Origin of the sequence: Acinetobacter entericus, from assembly GCF_026168575.1 — a bacterium.
In the GTDB taxonomy this organism is placed as follows: Bacteria; Pseudomonadota; Gammaproteobacteria; order Pseudomonadales; family Moraxellaceae; genus Acinetobacter; species Acinetobacter bouvetii.
The window spans coordinates 1-2,794 of sequence record NZ_JAPEQW010000057.1 but is presented as its reverse complement, the minus strand read 5'-3'; the positions used below and the strand labels follow the sequence as shown (position 1 = coordinate 2,794).

At 41.0% G+C, this 2,794-nt stretch carries 3 protein-coding genes; 2 read left to right on the top strand and 1 reads right to left on the bottom strand.

Going from position 1 to position 2,794, the window contains the following annotated elements; genetic code table 11:
• Positions 1–476 precede the first annotated feature (476 nt).
• Positions 477–1,913 carry a MobQ family relaxase gene (mobQ, locus tag OKC24_RS18780; RefSeq protein ID WP_265466192.1) on the bottom strand — a complete coding sequence of 479 codons (1,437 nt, stop codon included), beginning with the start codon at positions 1,911–1,913 and terminating at the stop codon, positions 477–479.
• Between the two features lie 209 nt (positions 1,914–2,122).
• Here mobQ and OKC24_RS18775 point away from each other — a divergent pair, with 209 nt between their 5' ends.
• Together OKC24_RS18775 and OKC24_RS18770 are read left to right on the top strand one after the other, a co-directional pair.
• Positions 2,123–2,392 (top strand): DUF8583 domain-containing protein, encoded by a 270-nt coding sequence (locus OKC24_RS18775; RefSeq protein ID WP_265466191.1) that lies wholly within the window; start codon positions 2,123–2,125, stop codon positions 2,390–2,392.
• Between the two features lie 63 nt (positions 2,393–2,455).
• Positions 2,456–2,740, top strand: a complete 285-nt coding sequence (locus OKC24_RS18770) for a hypothetical protein (RefSeq protein ID WP_100358182.1) — start codon at positions 2,456–2,458, stop codon at positions 2,738–2,740.
• Positions 2,741–2,794: the final 54 nt, after the last annotated feature.

The following is a 2,794-nucleotide window of genomic DNA, read 5'->3' as shown; positions in this document are numbered from 1 at the left end:
TGCAAGGTAAACGGTGTCATATTGCAAGGTAAACGGTGTCATATTGCAAGGTAAACGGTGTCATATAAACCTTAAAAGCATTGTCAACAAAGGCTTTCAGCATATCTAAAAGCATTTAAAAACTTAAAAAATAATTAAAAGCCCAGGCAAAGAAAAATTGCCCTTGGTTTTCGCTTCACTTCGTTCGCTCAAACTCTATTGAATCTCGCTTTCGCTCGATTCGTCGGGGCAATTTTTGGTTCATATTTTCGTGACTTTTAGAAAAAGCAAAAGCAAGATCAAAAGCAACTCGGAATTCGCTTCGCTCATCAGCTTTTTTTCTCGCTTCGCTCGATTTAGGAAGCAAACTTGGAAAGTTCGCACCCATTCGGGATGCTCTGTAAAGCAGGTGATTGATGGATAGGGAGCTTGTAATCAGGGAAAAGGCAGGCGAAAAATTTAGATATCTTCTGTTCGCTCGTAGACACTCGCTCTGTTTATCGCCTCATGCCACGAGATTTCATTTTAGGAGCTTGTTGTTGTGCTTTGAGCTGTTGTTCTTGTCTAAGTTTCATTTGTTGTTCTGCTTTGATCTTATCCACACCGTTTTTAATAGCTCGGTAGGATTGGTAGAGGTTCTGATATTCCTCGGCTTTGGCTGGATGCTCTTTTTGGTACTGTGTCCAGGCATGTGCTTTGAATTTTTCGTTTTCCAATAAATCCTTCACACCATTTTTTTTCTGGTATTCATGTCTATCTTTCAGTTGTTTGTGTTCCTGGTAAATCGCATCACGTTGTGCCTCCCAAGCTTTTTTTCCAAACAGCAAGGGCTTGTTCTGACCTAACTCGTTGTGTTGATCCACCAGGCTTTGCAATTTGTCATGACTTTGTTTGAGTCTGCTTTTCACGATGTCTTGGGCGAGCTGCTGATTGAAGTCATTTTTGTGCTTTTGTTGTTTTCTCAGGATACCTTCGACTTTCTCAAGATTGTGTTGCATAAAATCTAGGTCTAAATTCGCCTCTTTTGCGCTGATTTCGCCTTTGAGTAGTTTGCTTAGGTTTTCTCTCTGTATATATTGAAATTGCTCTTCTGCGCTTAATGGTGGCGTTTTAGCGCTATTTTGGATATGCATCTGCTGTTCTGTTTTTAGTTTTTTGAGTGTGATCTCATTTTCAGCAATCAGTAGATCCATATTTTTGCCGTATTGCAGCTGAGCCTGATTTCTTTCTTTGATTTCATCGTTGGTTCGGCTGATTTCGGTTTCGATGCCTCTTCTGCGTAGTTCGGTGACTTTTGGTCCTTCGTGCAGGGTCGCTTCCAAGCCATTCTCCTGGTCTTTGTAGCTGCGGTGGTCAACCCTTGCTGTGGATCCGGCCATGTCGAGGTGCATATTGCAGATATCTGCAAAGTGTTCGCGCCAGTGCTCGATTTCTCCACTGTGTTTCTGATCGAGTTCCCGGGTTTTTTCTGTAAAACCTTCTGGCGTGAGTTTACGTGTGCTCATCAGGATATGGGCGTGGTAATTGCGCTCATCACTGCCGGATCCGGTATGTGGTGCATGGATGCAGGCATCGACGGCTATTTGGTGTCTTTCCACGATGCTGGCACATAATTCTTCGAGCATGGCCAGACGTTGTTCCTGGTTTAATTCACTTGGAAAGGCAATTTCAAATTCCCTGGCTACAGTCGAGTTTTTTCGGGTTTCCCGTTGTTCGACTTCGTTCCAAAGTTTTTCCCGATTTTTTAAATGCTGTGGTGCGCCTTCGGGTAAGTAAATCTCTTTGTATTCCACCCCAGTTTTTCGGCTGTAATCATGTTCTCGGCCTTCACGTTCACAATAGATCTTTTCACCTGACCGATAGGCAATCGCAGCAGTGGCGGAACGCCCTGCTGATCGTGCTACGGTTTTGACTGAAAAGTGGTAAATCGCCATGCCTGTTTTTCGCTTTTAAATTTTCACGTAGTGAAATACAACCGTGGATACGGTTGTTGGGGTATTGGGGTTCCCCCAATCGGACTTGCAAACGAAGTTTGCATAAGTGCGCTCTTCGAGGAAAACATTACTATACATATAGCACCTTGAATGCAGATTCAAGTGCGCTTATGTTAGGAATGGTTTCCTAGGATGATGGTATTGAATGAATGAGCGTTACTGAAACACTAGACAGCAAAATTAAAGCCCAGGAAGAGAAGCTGAAACAGCTCAAGGCTCAAAGACAGGCAGCACTGGCAAGAGAACGTGCTAAAGAGAAAGAACAGGCTCGTAAAGATGATACAAGACGTAAGATTTTAATCGGATCTTGCATGCTAAAAATTACCGAAGAAGATGAACAAGCCAGAGCTAAATTAATTGCTCAGATGGATCGATATTTGATAGATTCTAGAGATAGAGCTTTATTCGATTTAAAGTAACAAACTGCTAATTGAAAGCAAAATTTATATGTTAATTTCTAGTGTATAGACACGGGGAGATATATGAAAATAAATTTTACCATTTGGCATTTGATTATGGCGGTAATAGTAGCTCTTCTTGTAGCGGCTTTCTTTGAAATTGCTGAAAATATAATTTTGAGATCAGCCAATATTTTTCTTCCTGAGCATATATCCCAATGGATGGCCATAGCTACTGGAGTAACATGCGGTATTGTTGGTTATAAAGAGGCTTTTAAACAACAGTTGGAAAAAGTGTGCAGAGAAAATTTTCTAGCTTATAGAATCAATTTCTATACTTTTTTATCAAGATTTAAAGAAAATTACTGATTCCATTCTGATGTTATTCACCAATTAAAATGTCTATGCGATAAACCATTTAAA